Source organism: Nitrospirota bacterium (assembly GCA_040755395.1).
Taxonomy (GTDB): Bacteria; Nitrospirota; Nitrospiria; order Nitrospirales; family Nitrospiraceae; genus DATLZU01.
In genome coordinates this window covers 13856-30073 of the sequence record JBFMAX010000001.1, presented here as the reverse complement: position 1 = coordinate 30073, position 16218 = coordinate 13856, and the positions used below count along the sequence as shown (strand labels likewise).

General features: G+C 64.7%; 12 protein-coding genes. All 12 read left to right on the top strand.

The window, feature by feature from the left end; translation table 11 throughout:
• The first annotated feature begins 70 nt into the window (after positions 1–70).
• Positions 71–298, top strand: coding sequence for a DUF2934 domain-containing protein (locus AB1555_00145; protein MEW6245103.1), 228 nt, complete (start codon positions 71–73; stop codon positions 296–298).
• The gene (locus AB1555_00140) at positions 282–1673 is read left to right on the top strand and encodes a hypothetical protein (GenBank protein MEW6245102.1); all 1392 of its coding nucleotides are present in this window, start codon (positions 282–284) and stop codon (positions 1671–1673) included. Before AB1555_00145 ends, AB1555_00140 begins: the two co-directional genes overlap by 17 nt.
• Positions 1670–2140 (top strand): NAD(P)H-dependent oxidoreductase subunit E, encoded by a 471-nt coding sequence (locus AB1555_00135; GenBank protein MEW6245101.1) that lies wholly within the window; start codon positions 1670–1672, stop codon positions 2138–2140. Before AB1555_00140 ends, AB1555_00135 begins: the two co-directional genes overlap by 4 nt.
• Before the next feature lie 128 nt (positions 2141–2268).
• A complete protein-coding gene (locus tag AB1555_00130; GenBank protein ID MEW6245100.1) occupies positions 2269–3753 on the top strand; it encodes an NADH-ubiquinone oxidoreductase-F iron-sulfur binding region domain-containing protein in 1485 nt (494 codons plus the stop codon).
• Positions 3754–3949: 196 nt separating this feature from the next.
• Positions 3950–6766: a formate dehydrogenase subunit alpha gene (gene fdhF / locus AB1555_00125; protein ID MEW6245099.1), complete on the top strand. Its 2817-nt coding sequence runs from the start codon at positions 3950–3952 to the stop codon at positions 6764–6766.
• A 127-nt stretch (positions 6767–6893) separates the two neighbouring features.
• A complete protein-coding gene (locus tag AB1555_00120; protein MEW6245098.1) occupies positions 6894–7745 on the top strand; it encodes a formate/nitrite transporter family protein in 852 nt (283 codons plus the stop codon).
• Between the two features lie 59 nt (positions 7746–7804).
• Complete coding sequence (gene pfkB, locus AB1555_00115; protein MEW6245097.1) at positions 7805–8737, top strand: 1-phosphofructokinase; 933 nt, start codon at positions 7805–7807, stop codon at positions 8735–8737.
• 68 nt (positions 8738–8805) lie between these two features.
• Complete coding sequence (locus AB1555_00110) at positions 8806–9669, top strand: universal stress protein (protein ID MEW6245096.1); 864 nt, start codon at positions 8806–8808, stop codon at positions 9667–9669.
• Between the two features lie 119 nt (positions 9670–9788).
• Positions 9789–10145, top strand: a complete 357-nt coding sequence (locus AB1555_00105) for a hypothetical protein (protein ID MEW6245095.1) — start codon at positions 9789–9791, stop codon at positions 10143–10145.
• An 87-nt stretch (positions 10146–10232) separates the two neighbouring features.
• Positions 10233–11492, top strand: coding sequence for a TolC family protein (locus tag AB1555_00100; GenBank protein MEW6245094.1), 1260 nt, complete (start codon positions 10233–10235; stop codon positions 11490–11492).
• Between the two features lie 103 nt (positions 11493–11595).
• Positions 11596–12789 (top strand): efflux RND transporter periplasmic adaptor subunit, encoded by a 1194-nt coding sequence (locus AB1555_00095; GenBank protein ID MEW6245093.1) that lies wholly within the window; start codon positions 11596–11598, stop codon positions 12787–12789.
• Between the two features lie 109 nt (positions 12790–12898).
• Positions 12899–16081 (top strand): CusA/CzcA family heavy metal efflux RND transporter, encoded by a 3183-nt coding sequence (locus AB1555_00090; protein MEW6245092.1) that lies wholly within the window; start codon positions 12899–12901, stop codon positions 16079–16081.
• Positions 16082–16218 lie beyond the last annotated feature (137 nt).

Sequence of the window (16218 nt, the reverse complement as noted above, 5' to 3'; positions counted from 1 at the left end):
CCTCCCCCTTGAAGGGGGAGGGGAGGGTGGGGGTGAAGCTATTGGCTATTTTCAGAACAGGGAGGATGTCATGAAAGTCTCGGTCAAGAAAAACGGCGCTGCCAAGGCGACGCCCAAACGGACCGTAGCCGTCTCCGCTCAGAAACCCATCGAGTTGCCGGACGGCATGTGGGAACGGATCGCCACCAAGGCCTACGAACTGTGGGAAGAACGGGGACGGCGCGAAGGTTACGCGTTGCAGGATTGGCTGGATGCCGAAGCCATCGTGATGGAGGAGATTCATGAAGCTCGCGAATGAACAGACGGCCGGCCTGTGGGCGCCGATGAAGCCGTCCCTGGAGGCGGTCCTGGCGCGCCTCGAAGCCTTGTCGTTGGAGCCGGGATTCGCGGGACAACGAAAGGCGGCGCTGGAGCAGGCGCTCAGACCGTATCTGGAAGCGGGCGCGGCGACGCCCCTCGCGCCTCTGGCGCAAGAGGTGGAACTGGCGAATCTGTATGTCTACGCAGACTTCTACCCCGAAGGGCAGTTGAGTCTGATCGAGCAACTCCGGGACACGATTACGGAGCACGTGCCCGACGAGGAGCGCGCCTGGTTGGACCCGTTGAAGCATTCGTATATGGATCTCTTGGAGGTGATGCCCGCTGAGGTCGGCCCTCCGAGCGGGATGTTCGCCGTGCGTTCGGTCGGCGACAGTCAGGTATTCCGCGTCACCGGCGGCGAGTTCGCCAAGGGGCTGGCGGCCGGGCAGATCCTGTTCACGAGGCTCATCCGTGAACCGGGCGATCCCGACACCGATCGCGCGGTCATTCCCGGGAGCGCCATCGTGCTGAGCGCATCCGACGCTCAAAGCCTCTACCAACTCACCCACGAACAGCGGCTTGCCATGGAGGCCGCCTCCGGGTCCTTCGCGCTCGGTGAATGGACGGAGTTCGCCAAGCTCTACGGCTACGTCCTCCTTTGGAACTTCGCGAGGATGCGTTTCGCCGCGTTGCTTCAGGCGGTGACGAACATCCGCTATTGCACGCCCGACGGCCAGCCCTATCTCTACGCCATCGCGTTCTACGAGCATCATGAGTATCGGTTTCTGGCGGACGGCTTGGCGGCGATGGAGGGGCTGGAGCTGGAGGCCATCCTGCAGCTCGAGGACGGGCCTGGATGGGGAACACGTCAGGTGCGTACCTGGGTGCAGCGCGGGGATGGGACTAATGGACGAACCGGCGTCATAGCCAGGCTGACGTTGACACCGACCCAACTGATGGTCGAGTGCGACTTGCGCGATCGCTTGGAAGAGATCAAACACCGGATGGCGTACGCGTTCGGGTATGCGCTCCGGTTTCGAGGAGAGTCCACGACTCCGCCGGGTCGTCGGCCCTCTGTGTCGGATCTCGCCGCAGAGAAGCCGGTGTCTCTCGTGATTACCCCGGAAGAAGATCGGGCGCTGCTGGCCTCCTTTTTGGAGACCACATACCTCGAATGGGCCGATCAGGAGTCGCCCGCGCTCGGCGGGCAGACGCCTCGCCACGCGGCGGCGTCTCCCGCGGCGCGCGACAAGGTCGCGGCGCTCATCGACGAGATGGAACGGAACGACATCGGCCGGCGGCGAACGGGTCGGCCGGCATTCGACTACAACAGGCTCCGCGCCCATGTCGGGATCGAAGAGGTGGTGCGATGAAGGACGAGCAGGCGTCGCTCCTGGCCGAGATTCTCGATAGGTGCCGGCCGCAGCGGCCGGACCGGGCGAACGTACTGCAGACCTTGCTCGTAGTACAGGAAAGGCTGGGGCATGTGCCCCCGAACGCCGTCGGAGAGATCGCCCATGCGCTGCAGGTGACGGAAGCGGATGTGGCCGGCGTACTCTCCTATTACCCTGATTTGCGCGTCAGGACCACGGGGCGCCATCTCATCCGCGTCTGCATGGGCGAATCTTGCCTTGCGAACCGCAGCGCACGGGTGCTCTGTCAGTTGCGCGACCGATTGCAGGTCGGGGTCGGAGAAACGACGCCGGACGGCCGTTTCACATTGGAGAACGTCTATTGCGTCGGCAACTGCGCGGTCTCGCCCTCCGTCATCATTGACGGCGATCTGTACGGGCGGATGACGCCGGCGGAGCTTGCGGCGGTCATTGAGAAGTACAAGTAAGGAAGCTTTCGGCTGTCAGCTATCAGCCGTCAGTACCCCCACCCTTCCCTCCCCCTAAATAGGGGAGGGCGAGGGAGAGAGTTTAGCTGATAGCTGATGACTGAAAGCTGAAAGCTGAAAGCTAATGTATGGTTCGCCTCTACCTTTCAAGCGATACATCGGCCGTTGCCGCGGGCGCCGATCGAGTGGCGGAAGCCTTGCGCGATCGGCCCGGCGTCGAGGTGATCCGGACGTCCTCGCGGGGCGCGTTTTTCCTCGAGCCGATGGTCGAACGGGACACGCCGGGCGGGCGCATCGCCTGGTTCAACGTGACCCCGGACGACGTGCCCCGGATCGTGAACGGCGCGGGCGGCGTCCCCGTCGATCAGATTCCCTTTCTTAAGGAGCAGACACGGGTCACCTTCGCGAACTTCGGCGTGACCCGGCCGCTCTCGCTGGAGGACTATCGCTCCCACGGCGGACTCAAGGGACTCGAGGCCGCCAGATCGATGTCCCCTGAGGCCATCATCGAAGAGGTGCGTCTCTCCGGACTACGAGGCCGCGGCGGCGCCGCCTTCCCGGTCTGGAACAAGTGGGATGTGGCCCGCCAGGCGCCGGCCGGCCGGAAATACGTGGTCGCCAACGCCGATGAGGGCGACGCCGGAACCTACTGCGACCGTATGGTTATGGAAGGGGAGCCTTTCCGCCTGATCGAGGGCATGCTGATCTGCGCCCGCGCCATCGGCGCCGACAGCGGCTACATCTATTGCCGTCAGGAATATCCGGCCGCGGCCGGGACGCTGCGGGCCGCCATTGATGAGGCCGAGCGGACCGGTCTCTTGCAACTCGGCCGCACTCCTTTCCGGCTGGAAGTCGTGAGCGGCGCCGGCTCTTACGTCTGCGGGGAAGAGACGGCCCTGCTGGAATCCCTGGAAGGCCGTCGCGGCGTGGTGCGCGCCAAGCCTCCCTATCCCGCGGTCTCCGGGCTTTACGGCCGGCCGACCATCGTGAGCAATGTGCTGACCTTCGCCACCGTGCCGAATATCCTCTCGCGCGGCGGCGCCTGGCACGCCTCGCTGGGCACCGAACGGTCGCGCGGGACGATCCCTCTCCAGATCGGCGGACGGGTGAAACAACCGGGGCTCGTCGAAGTTCCGTTCGGCCTGACCTTGCGCGACGTGCTGGACCGCTTCGGCGGAGGCATGGCTCCCGGCGCGCGCTTCAAGGCCGTGCAGGTCGGTGGACCATTGGGGAGCTTGTTTCCGGAATCCAAGCTCGACATTCCGATCTGCTACGACGCCTTCGCGGAGGCCGGCGCGATCCTGGGGCACGGCGGCATCGTGGTGTACGACCATGAGACGGACATGGTCGAGTTGGCGCGGCATTTCATGGCGTTCACGGCGGACGAGTCTTGCGGAAAGTGCACACCCTGCCGGATCGGGTCCGTGCGGGGCCGGGAGATCTTGGAACGCATCCAGGCGGGCCGCGGGACCGCCGACGATCTGGCGCTGCTGGCCGATCTCGGCGAGACGATGAAAACGGCGAGTCTCTGCGCGCTCGGCGGCCGCGCGCCCTATCCGGTGCTGACGGCGATCGAGCATTTTCCTCACGAATTTAGCCCGCATTATTCATGACGGTTCGTCGGGAAAACGCGGAGACGCGTTGTGAGACGGGCAAGCACAGCCACGAAGGAGGGAAGCATACTTGCAACAGTATGTTGACCGACTGAGTGGCGAGCACGCCCGTCGGAACAGCGTGTCCGCGTTTGCAGCAGAAGCGTTCATGAATAATGCGGGTTAGGCGAGAGGCGAAGGGCGGGAGACGCGAGACATGAACGGAGTATCGCAGGGATCGACCCTTCCCTCCGATCGCAGGCTGGATGCCACACGCCCCGCGCTCTCAGTGGTCACGCTAACGATCAACGGCCGATCCGTCTCCGCCTCTCCCGGCGAGACGATCTACCAAGCCGCGCAACGGGCGGGCATCGTCATTCCGAGCCTCTGCGCCTCGGATCATCTCAATCCGTTCGGCTCCTGTCGTCTGTGTCTCTGCGAAGTGGAGGGCCTGGCCGGTACCCCGGCTTCCTGCACGACCCCGGTGCGGGAGGGGATGGTGGTGCAGACCAAGACCGACCGGCTGCGGCGACACAGAAGAAATATCGTCGAGCTGTACCTTTCGGAACTACCCCAGGATGCGCCGACGCCGGATGTCCTCAAGCAGTTAGCCTCCAGCCTGGGGCTCGAACGCGTGCGGTACACGGACGCGGCGCGACGCGTCCCGTACCGGGACGACTCCAACCCGTTTTTCACCTTCGACAACGCGATCTGCGTGTCCTGCGCGCGCTGCGTCCGGGCCTGCGACGAAATTCAGGGGACCTTCGCGCTCACGATGATCGACCGCGGCTTCGGCTCGCGGCCGGTCGCCGGCGCCGGCCCGCTCTCTGGGGATGGCGACGGATTCGCCTCTTCGAATTGCGTCTCGTGCGGCGCCTGTGTGAAGGAATGCCCGACCGGAGCCCTGACGGAAAAGACCGTCCTTGAGTTCGGACCCCCGACCCGGACCGTCCGCACCATCTGCGCCTATTGCGGGGTCGGCTGCGCCTTCGACGCCGGCGTCCGCGACGGCCGGGTAGTCAGCATGGTACCGGCGGATGACGGGCCGTCGAACGAAGGCCACGCCTGCATGAAGGGCCGCTTCGGCTGGACGTACATCTCGGCGCCGGACCGGTTACGGGTTCCGCTCCTGCGCCGGGGCGATCGGTGGGAGGAGGTGTCCTGGGAGGCGGCGCTCGACCGCGTGGCGCTGGAGTTCGCGCGCATCAAGAAGACCTACGGCCCCGATGCCTTGGCAGCCATTTCCTCCAGCCGCGGCACCAACGAGGAGAATTATCTCTTCGCCAAGTTCATCCGCTGCGTGATCGGGACCAACCACATCGACAACTGCGCCCGCGTCTGCCACAGCGCGACCGTGACCGGCATGATGGAGACCCTCGGCGCCTCCGCCGCCACCAACTCGATCGCCGACGTGGATCTGGCCAAGCTGATCATGGTCGTCGGGGCCAATCCGACCGAATCCCATCCGGTGGTCGGCGCGAGGATCAAGCAGGCGAAGCGGCGCGGCGTACCGCTGATCGTGATCGATCCCCGCCGCACGGAGCTGGCGCGTCTGGCCGACCTGCATCTCAAGTTGAAGCCGGGCACGAACGTCGCGCTGCTGAACGGGTTGGGCCATGTGATCGCGAAAGAAGGTCTTATTGATAATGCCTTCACGGCGGCGAGGACGGAGGGGCTCGACGACTGGCTGGAGACCGTGGCGTCCTGCACGCCGGAAGTGACCGAGCGGATCACGGGCGTCCCGGCGGCCATGATCCGCGATGCGGCCCGGCGCTATGCGACCAGCGGCGCTTCGCTCTGCGTCCACGGCCTCGGCGTGACCGAGCATCGCTGGGGCAGCCACGGGGTGATCGCGCTCTGCAACCTGGCGCTGGCGACCGGCAACATCGGCCGGCCCGGAACCGGCATCAACCCGTTGCGCGGGCAGAACAACGTGCAGGGGGCCTCCGATGTCGGCTGCCTGCCGACCTATTTCGCCGGATACCAGAGCCTCGACGATCCCGAGTTGGCCGCGCGGCACCTGACGGTCACCGGACGTCCGCTGCCGACGGCGCGCGGCATGAAGATTCCGGACATGTGGGATGCAGCGCTCGACGGCCGCTTAAAGGGCTTGTGGATCATCGGCTACGACGTGGCGCAAACCGATCCGAATCTCAAGAAGGTCCGGCAGGCTCTGGCGAGTTTGGACTTCCTGGTCGTGCAGGACCTGTTCCTCAGCGAGACGGCGAAGTTCGCCCGGCTCGTGATCCCCGGCGCCTCCTTTCTGGAGAAGGACGGCACCTTCACGAATCTCGAACGGCGGATTCAGCGCATTCGGAAAGTCGTCGAGCCGCCCGCCGGCGTCCTGCCGGACTGGCAAGTCGTCTGTGAGGTGGCGACGCGGATGGGCTATCCCATGCGCTACGCGCATCCGTCTCAGATCATGGACGAGATCGCGCGGCTGACCCCGATGTTCGCGGGTGTGTCCTATGACCGGCTGGAAACGCCCGAAGGGTTGCAGTGGCCGGTCCCCGCTCCGACCCATCCCGGCACTTCCCTGATGCATCAGGAACGGTTTCCCGGAGGAAAGGCTCGATTCGTCGCCGTGGACTATTTGCCGCCGGGCGAATCGCCGAGCGAGGCGTACCCGTTCATCCTCATCACGGGCCGCATCCTGCAGCATTACAACTGCGGGGCGCAGACGCGGCGAACCGCGATTCTGCAGGTGGTCGACGCCGATGTCTTGGAGATGCACCCGGACGACGCAGCCAGGCTGGGGCTCCGCGACCGCGAAATCGTCCGGCTGGTGAGCGCCAGAAGCGACGCGACGCTTCCGTTGGCGATCAGCGAGCGGGTCCAGCACGGTCAGCTCTTCACCAGCTTCCATTTTCCGGGCACCGCGATCAATGCCCTGCTGTCGTCGAGCGCCGACGAGAGCTCGAAATGTCCCGAGTACAAGGTGTCGGCCGTGCGGGTGGAGCGCCTGGACCGGGAGAAGATCGAGCCTGAGGACGAGGCCGAACTCGGCCGCGTACAGGCGAAGTTGATTACGTAAGACGGCGAGACAGGCGGGAAACGCGCGACTGGCGGCTCGCGGGTTTGGTCCTTCTGGCGCTTCTCGCAAGTCACGCATTTCTCGCAGGTAGGTAACGCCGTCTTTGTGATCGGAATAGCCAAGAGCGATGGACCAATCGTCAATCTCTTCTGTGCCCCTATTTGACGCCTACGCGCCAGCCCAGATCGCGGTGCGCGTCCGGGACGTCGGGGTGGCCAAAGCGGCGGCGCCGGTCCTGACGACGCTCGCGCTGGCCGTGCTGGCCGGGGCGTTCATCTCGCTAGGCGCGCTCTTCTACATCGTGACAATCACCGCCGGGCCTGGCGGCTCGGCCGGGGCGTTCGGCCTGACACGCCTGGCCGGCGGGCTCACGTTCAGTCTGGGACTGGTGCTGGTCGTGGTCGGCGGCGCCGAGTTGTTCACCGGGAACAACCTGATCGCGATGGCATGGGCGGCCCGCCGCATCACGACTGCACAGGTCATCAGGAATTGGGGGTGGGTGTATCTTGGAAATTTGCTGGGCGCGCTTGGGACGGCGGTGTTGGTGTGGCTGGCGGGAGTCCACACACTGGAGGACGGTGCGGTCGGTGAGATGATGGCCCGGATCGCGCGGACCAAAGCCTCGCTCGATCCGCTGTCCGCGCTGGCGCGGGGCATGTTATGCAACGTGCTGGTCTGCCTGGCCGTCTGGCTCTGCATGGGAGCCCGCAGCGTGGCCGACAAGATCCTGGCCATTATCTTCCCGATCAGCGCCTTCGTCGCCTGCGGCTTCGAGCACTCGGTGGCCAACATGTTTTTCCTCCCGGTCGGACTCGCGGTCGCGGCGGGAAGCGGTGCGCCGATTCCGGTCGGGGATGCCGTCGACAACCTGGTCCTCGTGACTGCGGGCAACATCCTGGGCGGGACGGTGCTGGTGGCGCTGGTCTATTGGTTCGTGTATCTTCGCAAAGAAGGCGCGAGGCTAGAGGCGCGGGGCTAGGGGAAACCTCACGTGATCTTCTCGCCACAAGCCTCTTGCCCCGTGGCCGCGCGCAAGCGATGATCTACACCATCACCCTGAATCCCGCGCTGGATCATTTCCTCGACGTCGAGGATCTGCGGGTGGACGACGCCAACCGCGCGACGGGAGAATGCATCTACGCCGGAGGGAAAGGCATCGACGTGTCGCGCGCGATCCGGCGTCTGGGCGGCGACAGCATCGCCCTGGGGTTTATCGGCGGGCATAACGGGCGGCTCATGGTCGATCTGCTCAAAGGCGAGGGCGTGACCTGTTACTTCACGGCGATTGCGCAGGAAACCCGCCGCAACATCATTATCTGCGCGAAACAGCGCCGTACGCAGACCATGATCAACGCCAAAGGTCCTGTCGTCGCCCCGGAGGAATGGCGGGCGTTTCTGACGCATCTGGGTTTGCTGGACCTGCAAGGCGCCTATGTCGTGCTGGGTGGCAGTCTGCCCCGCGGCGTCCCGCAGGATGCGTACCGGCAGATCATCGCCCTCGTCCAGCGGGAAGGCGCGAAAGCGATGTTGGACGCGGACGGACCCTGTTTCCAAGCGGGCCTCAAGGCCAGGCCCTTCGCGATCAAGCCCAACTTGAATGAGCTGCGTCGCCTGACCGGGCGGCCGTTGCGGACCGAAGGCGCAGTGTGGGATGCGGCGCGGGCGCTGAATCGGGCGGGGGTGCGGATCGTGCTGGTCTCACAGGGACGGCGTGGGCTGCTGGCGGTCAGCGGCGCCGAGCGATACCGGGCCGTGCCTCCGGCCGTGACGGTTCGCAGCACGGTCGGAGCCGGCGACTCGACCGTCGCGGGCTTTGTGTTCAAGCATGCGGGCGGCAAAGACTTGGAGGAGTGCGTCCGCTTCGCGACGGCCGCCGGCACGGCGGCCACCCTCGCGCCGGGCAACCAATTGTGCCGGCTCAAGGACGTGCAGCGGCTGCTGGCCCGGATCAAAATTCAGGCGCTGGGCTAGGGACGAATGCTGATGGTGAATGAGGAATGGGCGCCTCTCGCCTCTTTGAATACGAAAGGACGGTGACGATGAAAATCCTCTTAGCGGTCGACGGCTCCAAGTACGGTCGGTGGGCGACGGAATGGATCGCGCGGTTGCCATTTGTTTCACCGCCTCAGGTGACGGCGTTGCACGTCATGGACGTCGCGGCGCTGCGCGCGCCCTTCGTGGTGCAGCCTGTGGTGGCCGGGAACGAGCGGTTCATTCAGGAGGAAATCAAGCGGCTGGAGACGCGGGCGAAAAAAGTGGTTGAAGAGACCCGCTCGCTCTTCTCGGCTCATGGCCTGAAGGGAAAAGTCGTCACCCAAAACGGTGGCATCGCCTCGACGATTCTGAAGCAGGCTCCCAGGCGCGACGGTGTGGTCGCCCTCGGCAGCCGGGGACTGGACGCGCTCGATCGGTTCATGCTCGGCAGCGTCTCGACGCAGGTGACGCTCCATGCGCCCTGTTCCGTGCTCGTCGTCAAGGAGGAGGCCAGGCCGGTCCGCCACATCGTCTTCGCAACCGATGGGTCCCCGTCGTCCGAGAAAGCGATCCGGTTTCTGACAAGCAAGCTCAGGGCGGACGCAGGCGCGGCCGCTGGCAGGTCCGAGCCGATCCGGGTGTCGGTCGTGCACGTGATGCCGTTTCTGAAGTATCCCGAGCTGAAAGAAGCTGGCAAGAGGGTCGTCGAACGGTGCGCGGAAAAGTTGGTCAAAGCCGGCTATCACGTCGAAGAGGTGCTCCGCCTCGGGAAGCCCGCCGAGGAAATCATCAAGGTCGCGTCGCGCAAGAAAGCCGATCTGATCGTCACCGGCGCCAAAGGCTTGGGCGCCATCGCGCGCTTCCTGCTCGGCAGTGTGTCCACGAAAGTCGTGCAACACAGCTCCTGTTCGGTGTTGGTGGTGCGGTGAGCAAATAGGATTCCGTTTGATTGTAAACGGGCGTGCTCAGGCGGAGCACACCGCTCCCGCGCCTGCAAATTGACTCGTCTGCGCGGCAGGCGTATGCTTTCGCGTAAGGGAGATCATCGATGCGTCGCGCACGCGCCATCCTCGTCGCCCTGTTGATCGTTCTGTTTGCCGGCTTCAGCTTCAACGCCTACGCCTGTTTGCTGCCGTTCGTCGGGCACCCGGCAACGACGATGGGCGCCGGGTGTTCGACGTCGGGGCAACAGCCGACTCCCCAGTTTTGCGAAGCCTTTAAGACCCTCACCGTGGAGACCGGCCAGACCCTCGATCCCGCCGGTGATGCGCACCGGCTCTGCCCCGGAGGTGCGGTGCCCGCGGTCTCCTGTGCAAAGCCGGCGTCTGGTTGTGCCCACCTGCTCGTCCGGACGCTCCACGATCCTCCGCGCAATCTTCCCCTGAACGCCGTCCTGCGCATTTGATCCTCTCCTGAGAAACGGCTGCGTCAACGGGCCGGCGACCGATTCGGTCAAGGGCTCTCCGTTCTTTTTCTTTGAGGGAGGACGACCATGATCCGCTTGATGACAGGATGGATGGCGGCGGCCTCGGCTGTCTGCCTCTGGTGTGTGATCCCCGCCGCGAATGCCGCGCAAGAGACGAGGCTGTCATTGGACAACCTCATCACGGAGGTGATGGAGAACAACCCGGAGGTCAGGGCGGCGCGCGAGCGATGGGAAGCGGCAAAGGCGATCGTGCCGCAGGTGCAAACGCTCCCTGATCCGAAGGTTCAGCTCGGCTATCAGCGGATGCCGATGGTGGAGCCGCTTCAGGGCGCCGTGTACGGCTTCGGACAGGAGATCCCGTTTCCCGGAAAGCTCCGGCTCCGCGGTGAGGTCGCCCAGCGGGAAGCCGAGCGGCTGGAACGGGACTATCTGGCGACCCGGCTCCGGCTGATCGCGGCTCTCAAACAGAGTTACTTTGATTTGCACTTCGTCCACAAGGCCATCGAGATCGTCGAGAAGAACAAGCAGCTCCTGATCCAATTCGAAAAGACCGCGAAAGCACGGTACACCGTCGGACGGGCGGCCCAGCAGGATGTCTTTCGCGCGCAAGTCGAGATCTCCCGGGTCCTTGACCGTCTGGCGGTGCTCGAGCAGCAGAAAGAGAGCTTCCATGCGGCGATCAACCGCATTCTGAATCGTCCCCCCGCCGCGGCGCTCGGCACTCCCGAGGAGATCCAGGTCGCCCTCCTCCCGTTTCCGTTGGAAGAGCTGAGCCGGCGGGCCGAGGCGCTCTCTCCGATTCTGCAGGCGTCGGCCAAGGGGGTCGAGCGAGGCGAGCAAGCCGTCGCCCTGGCCAGACGCGAGTATTTTCCAGACTTCGATGTGACCGCCTTGGGGCTCCGGAACGACCGGATCAACGACAATGGGTATCAGGTCATGCTCGGCATCCGTATCCCGCTCTACTATGCCACCAAACAGCGACAGGGCGTCAATCAAGCGCTCGCCGGGCTGACCAGCGCGAGGGAGGACTTGAGCACGTCGCGGCAGGAGGTGCTGTTCAGGGTCAAGGATGCGTTCGTCCAGGCGCAGCGCGCGGAGCGCCTTGTGATGATTCTCCGGGACGCGATCATCCCCCAAGCGACGCTGGCGTTGCAATCCGCTCAGGCGGGCTACGGCGTCGGCAAAGTGGACTTCTTGACGCTGCTGAATAGTCTCCTGACTTTGCAGGAAAATGAACTTGAGTTGCACGGGGAAATGGTCGCGCACGAAAAGGCGCTGGCGAGATTGGAGGAATTGACCGGAGGCCCGTTATCCGCGAACCGTTAGCCGTTGTCCGTCACCCGTTTTCCGATCACCGTTCACGGATCACGGGTGACGCATCACGGATGACGGGTGGCGGACTGCGGACCGCGGAGGGCACGTGAAGCGCATGATCGTCATCACAGGGGCGTTTGCGTTGCTGGCGGCAGGGCTGGCGGCGGGCTATTGGTTCCTGACGCAGGAACCGCCGGGTGCGCCGGCGAAGCCGCATGAGACGATACCCCGCGAAGGGGCGCCGCACGCCGGCGCGCCGGCGGCGCCGTCCACGCCGGTTGCGGAACGCAACACCGTGACGATCGCCCCGGAGCGGTTGCAGACGATCGGGGTGCGGTTCCAGGAAGCCGCGCGGCGGCCGCTCGAGAAAGCGATTCGGACGGTGGGGCGGGTCGAGATCGACGAGCGCCGGCTTGCTCGGGTCAACATCAAGTTCGACGGCTGGATCGAGGATCTCCGGGTCAGCGCGGTCGGGGACCACGTCAAGAAAGGGGAGATCCTCTTTACGATCTACAGTCCGGACCTGGTCGCGACTCAGGAGGAATACCTGCTGGCGTTGCAGAGTTACCGCGAACTCGGCGGGAGCGAGTTTCCCGAGGTCGCCCGCGGGGCCAAAGAACTGCTGGAGGCCACCAAGCGGCGGTTCCAGCTCTGGGATATCACGGAGGACCATATCCGCGATCTTGAGCGCACCGGCCGGGTGCTCCGGACGCTGCCGATTCATTCGCCCATCACCGGCACGGTCATCCGCATGCAGGCCAGGGCCGGCACGTACGTCACGCCCGGGACGGAGCTGTATTTCATCGCCGATCTCTCGCAGATCTGGATCATGGCCGACATCTACGAGTACGAACTTCCCTCCATCAGAATCGGGCAGGGCGCCATGGTCACGCTGTCCTATGACCCGCAGACGAAGCTGCACGGTCACGTGGGATTCATCTATCCGACGCTGGATCCGAAGACGCGAACGGCCAGAGTCCGGTTCGAGGTCGACAATCCAGGCGAGCGGCTCAAGCCTGATATGTACGCCAATGTGGAGCTGAAGATCCCGCTCGGGACCCGGCTGGCGATTCCCAGGGATGCGGTGCTGGAATCCGGCGAACGCCAGATTATTTTCATCCATCACGGCGGCGGCAAGCTGGAGTGGCGAACCGTGAAGCTCGGGGAGCGGGCCGGCGACTGGGTCGAAGTGGTGCAGGGGCTCAAGGAAGGTGACCATGTCGTGACCTCGGCGAACTTTCTGATCGATTCCGAGAGTCAGTTGAAAGCCGCCGTCGGCGGGATGGCCGGGATGCCGGGAATGAAATAGGACGTGATGCGTGAGACGTGATGCGCGAAGCGTGGAGAGGACAAGAAATACCCGGTTCTGTCACTCATGATGCATAACGTGTCGCGCATGACGCATGACGTGTTTGACGATGGTTGAACGCATCATCGAGTTCAGCGCGAAGAACCGGTTCTTCGTCCTGCTGCTGGTGTTCTTTGCCGCGGCGGCCGGACTGTGGGCCGTGCGGCAGACGCCGGTGGATGCCCTGCCGGATCTGTCCGATACCCAGGTGATCGTCTACACGACGTGGCCGGGACGCTCGCCCGATCTCGTGGAGGACCAGATCACCTATCCGATCGTGACCGCCTTGCTGTCCGCGCCGAAGGTCACGGTAGTGCGCGGGCTCTCGGACTTCGGGTTTTCCTATGTATATGTGCTCTTCAAGGACGGCACGGACATCTACTGGGCGAGATCCCGCGTGTTGGAGTATCTGAGCCAGCTCGAAGGGCGCCTGCCCGAAGGGGTCGCGCCGCAACTCGGCCCCGACGCGACCGGCGTCGGGTGGGTGTTCCAGTACGCGCTCGTGGACGAGTCGGGGCAGCACGACCTAGCCTCGCTCCGCAGCTTCCAGGATTGGTATCTGCGCTACTGGCTTCGCGCGGTCGAGGGCGTGGCCGAGGTGGCGAGCGTGGGCGGCTTCGTCCGGCAATACCAAGTCAACCTCGATCCCACCAAGGTGCTGGCCTATCGGCTGTCCATCCCGGCGATCATCGAAACGATCCGGGAAAGCAACAACGATGTGGGCGGCCGGGTTGTGGAGTTCTCGGGAATCGAGTACATGATCCGGGGCCGCGGGTATATCAAGGCCGTCAGTGACATCGAGAAGATCGCCGTCGGGGTGAGCGAGAGCGGGACGCCGATCCTGCTCCGTGATGTCGCGACGGTCCGTCTCGGCCCGGACATGCGGCGGGGGCTGGCCGAAATGGACGGGATCGGGGAAGCGGTCGGCGGCATCGTCGTCATGCGCTTCGGCGAGAACGCGCTGAGCGTCATCGAGCGCGTCAAGGCCAAGCTCAAGGAGCTGGAACCGTCGTTCCCGAAGGGCGTCAAGGTCGTGACCGCCTACGATCGGAGCGGATTGATCGAAGAATCCATCGCCACGGCGTACGAAAGCCTGGCGGAAGAATTGATCGTGACCGGCGCCCTGATCGTCCTGTTCCTCCTTCACGTCCGATCGGCCGCCGTCCCGATCCTGACCTTGCCGCTGGCCGTGCTGATCGCGTTCGTGCCGATGTACCTGATGAACATCGGCGTCCACATCATGTCGTTGGGCGGGATCATCGTGGCGATCGGAGACATGGTGGACGCCGCGATCGTGATGGTGGACAACGCGCACAAGCGGTTGGAGGAATGGGAGCAAGCAGGCCGGCAAGGAGACCGCGCCAAAGTCCTGATCGACTCGGCAAAGGAAGTCGGGCCGGCGACGTTCGCGTCGGTGGTGGTGATCGCGATCTCCTTCATCCCGATCTTCACGCTGCAGGAGCAGGAAGGCCGGCTGTTCCGGCCCCTGGCCTGGACGAACAATCTCGCCATCGCGGCTTGCGCGGTGCTCGCGATCACGTTCGTACCGGCGGTGCTCCCGGGCGCCATGCGGGGCCGGATTCTTCCGGAGCGGCGCCATCCGGTGAGCCGGCTGCTGCAGCGGCTGTACTCGCCGGCCCTCAGGGGCTGTTTGCGCCACCGCGGCCTGGTGGTGTTGGCGGCTCTGGCGCTGTTGGCGGGAACGGTTCCCGCGTTTCAGCGACTCGGCTCCGAGTTCATGCCGCCCCTGTACGAAGGGACGATCCTCTACATGCCGACGACGCTGCCCGGCCTCTCGGTGACCGAAGCCGGCCGACTCCTCCAACTGATGGACCAGAAGCTCAAGGCGTTCCCCGAGGTGGAGCGGGTCTTCGGCAAAGCCGGACGGGCCGAGACATCCACCGATCCGGCGCCGTTCAGCATGATCGAAGCGGTCGTCATGTTGAAGCCGAAAGCGCAGTGGCGGCCAGGCCTCAGCTATGAAGGCCTGATCGACGAGATGGACCGAGCATTGCAGTTCCCAGGGGTGACCAACGCGTGGACGATGCCGATCAAGAACCGGGTGGACATGCTGACCACCGGCATCAGGACGCCGGTCGGCATCAAGATCTTCGGTTCAGACCTCAAGGAGATCGAACGGATCGGGCGACATGTGGAAATGGTCGCGAAGGAGGTGCCGGGGACCCGCAGCGTGTACGCCGAGCGGGTCACCGGCGGATACTTCCTGGATTTCGAGATCAACCGCGAGGACATTGCGCGCTACGGTCTGAAGGTGATGGACGTGGGGCGGATCATCGAGTCCGCCATCGGCGGGGAGAATATCGCAACCACGATCGAAGGGCGCGAGCGCTATCCGATCAACGTCCGTTACCTGCGGGAGCTGCGCGACGATCCGGAGAAGCTCAAGCGGGTCCTTGTCACGACACCGGCGGGCATCCAGGTGCCGCTCGCGCAACTCGCCGCGCTGCGCTTCGTGAGCGGGCCCCCGATGATCCGCGACGAGAACGGCCGCCTCGCGGCCTACGTGTACGTCGATATGGCCGGGCGGGACGTCGGTGGGTATGTGGAGGACCTCAAGCGCGCTGTGCAGGGGAAAATCGAGCTGCCGCCGGGCTACACGATCGCCTGGTCCGGACAGTATGAGTTCATGCAACGGGTGCGGGAACGGCTGGCGGTCGTGGTCCCGCTGACCTTGTTGATCATCTTCGTGGTCTTCTATCTCACGTTCCAGTCCGTTGCCGAAACGCTGATGGTCATGCTGGGCGTGCCGCTCGCGCTGGTCGGCGCGATCTGGTACCTGGCTGCGCTGGAGTACAACATGAGCATCGCGGTCTGGGTCGGGATCATCACCGTCGTCGGCACCGCGGCCGAAACGAGCGCGGTGATGCTGGCTTATTTGGACGAGGCCTGCGCCCGCCGCAAGGCGGCGGGCGGGTTGAAAACCCTGGACGATCTCTTGGAAACCGTCCAGCGCGGCGCGGTGGAACGCATCCGGCCCATGGCGATGATCGGCTTGGTGGACGTGCTGGGCCTGGTCCCCGTCATGCTGGCGACGGGGACTGGGGCGGACGTGATGAAGCGGGTCGCGGCTCCGCAGGTGGGCGGGGTACTTTCAGCGATGATCCTGACCCTGTTCGTGATCCCGGCGGTGTATGTGACGTGGCGGTGGCGGAAGGACAAAGAGACGGGACGCGAGGGGAAGAGCGATGGACTGACTGCCTCCGCTCACACCCGTTGCACGAAGCCCAGTTAGGCAATGGGTCCCTGGCCGTTTGGAGTGGGAACGGTGGCTGGGCCGGAATTCTGCCGCTGAAGACGCCTCCGGGGGCACCCAACTAAGCCTTGCCTGCTCGAATCCTGTAAACTCGGCCGCAGCGGCCTCAAACAGTA